The 2,181-nt window shown below is 66.7% G+C and carries 2 protein-coding genes; both read left to right on the top strand.

All coding sequences use genetic code 11. The features are described from left to right. The coding region (locus ELR45_RS01585; protein ID WP_205855679.1) for an ABC transporter permease at positions 1-944 on the top strand (944 nt) is incomplete at its 5' end. A 3-nt stretch (positions 945-947) separates the two neighbouring features. Further along, the coding region (locus tag ELR45_RS01580) for an ABC transporter permease subunit (protein WP_129662874.1) at positions 948-2,181 on the top strand (1,234 nt) is incomplete at its 3' end.

Below are 2,181 nucleotides of genomic sequence, written 5' to 3'. Positions count from 1 at the left end.
CCCCGAGGACCTCCTTCCTGCTGCGCCGGCTTGGTCGCCTCGCGATCTCCTTGATCGTCGTCGTCCTGGCTTCCTTCCTCCTCATGCATTTGGTCCCGGGTGACCCGGTGCGCGCGGTACTCGGTCCGGACGCGACACCCGAACTGGTCGCGTCGACCCGTGCGGAGCTGGGACTGGACACGCCGGTTACGCAGCAGTTCGTCGACTACATCGGTGGCTTGCTGCGGGGAGACTTCGGCCTCTCGATCCAGACGCAGCGGCCGGTGTCCGAGATCATCGCGCAGCGGTTCCCCGCGACGATCACTCTCGGCGCCGGGGCGTTCGTCGTCGCTATGATCGGTGCACTGCCGATCGGCATCGCCGCGGCGGTGTCGTCGCGCACGGGACGCCATCGTGCGCGTGACATCACGGTCTCATCGTTCTTGGGTGTGCTGATCGCGATCCCGAACTTTCTGCTCGCCGTCGGTTTGATCGCGCTGTTCGCGGTTCAGCTCGGATGGCTGCCGGCTGCTGGGTGGGGGAGCGTGCATGAGGCAGTCCTGCCCGTGCTCACGCTGTCGCTGGGGCCGATGGCCTACCTCGCTCGCATCGTGCAGGTCGAGATGGTCGCAGTGCTCGGTATGACGTACATGACGACCGCACGCAGCAAGCGGCTGCCGGCGCGGCTGTTCTATCTGCGGCATGCGCTACCGAACATCGTGACCGCCACGCTGACCGTAGGTGGTCTGGTGCTGAGCGGGCTGACCGCGGGAACCGTCCTCATCGAGACGGTGTTCGCCATTCCCGGGATGGGCAGAAGCTTGGTCTCGGCGGTGAGCGCGAAAGACTATCCCGTCGTGCAAGGCGCGGTGATCGTGTATGCGCTCATCGTTCTCGGCGTGAATCTGATCGTCGACCTGATCCTCATCACCATCGATCCGCGCTCGTCGATCACGGAGGGATGACCCATGGCCACTCCTGAACGGCGATTCACACCCACGGCCCTCGGTGCCGCCATCGGAACGCTCCTCCTGGTGGCAGGCGCGGTGATCGGCCCCATCGTGTGGGGAGATGCCGCCGCAGCCGACTCGGTATCCGAACGCTTGCAGTCCGCGAGCGCCGCGCATCCCTTCGGCACCGACGAGCTCGGGCGCGACATTTTCGCCCGGGTCATGACCGCGACCCGGCTCTCTCTGCTGCTCGCCTTGGGCGCCACGGCTATCTCGATGGTCGGTGGCATAGTGTTCGGCCTGGTCGGAGCCGTGCTCCCGAGGTATCCGCGGATGGGGCTGATGGGGCTGCTCGACATCCTCCTGGCGTTTCCCTGGCTGTTGCTCGTGCTCTTCATTACCGTCATCTGGGGCGCGAGCGCGGTCGGCGCCATGCTGGCCATCGGCCTTGCCGGAATACCCTCACTCGCCCGCCTGGTCTACAACCTCGCGTCGTCCATTTCCGGACGCGATTTCGTCCGTGCTGCGCGCGTCGTCGGCGTCGGGCCCGCCGGCAACCTCTGGCGACACGTGCTTCCGAACATCGCGAACCCGCTCTTGGTGAACGCGGCTGCCGCCGCGAGCGTGACGCTGCTGTCCTTCGCGGGGTTGTCGTTCCTCGGGCTCGGTGTGCAGGCGCCGGAGTACGACTGGGGCCGGATGCTGCAGGAGGGCAACCTGCGCATCTACATCAATCCGCTTGCGGCGCTCGGTCCCGGTATCGCGATCGTGCTCGCCGGGCTTGTGTTCACGATGCTCAGCGAAGCAGCGGCGAAGACTCCGGGTAGCGGGCTTCGCGCCGTGACGGACCACGCTGTCGCCGCGGTCGCGGGTTCGTCGTCGAGGCGCCGCAGCATCTCGCGGAAGGCGGCACCGGTGGCTGTCGTTTCGGAACGCTCCAGCATTGCCGAGATCACTGGGCTCAACGTCGAATTCCCGACACCGGAGGGCAGCACGGTCAAGTGCGTGCGCGACGTAGATCTGTCGATCGCCCGCGGCGAGGTGGTCGGAATCGTCGGCGAGTCGGGCTCGGGCAAGTCGCTGACGGCGATGGCCCTGGCGGGGTTGCTCGAACCGCCCGCGGTCGTCACATCCACGACTCATGTGTTCGACGACCTGGACCTGTCCGGCACGTTGGCTGCCACCGACCGGGCGCGCCTGGGCGTCGAACTGGGCATGGTCTTCCAAGATCCGCTCACATCGCTCAATCCGT

This window comes from Phytoactinopolyspora endophytica (genome assembly GCF_004138495.1).
In the GTDB taxonomy this organism is placed as follows: Bacteria; Actinomycetota; Actinomycetes; order Jiangellales; family Jiangellaceae; genus Phytoactinopolyspora; species Phytoactinopolyspora endophytica.
Note: the sequence above shows the minus strand (reverse complement) of the source record. Positions and strands in the feature narration are given on the sequence as shown.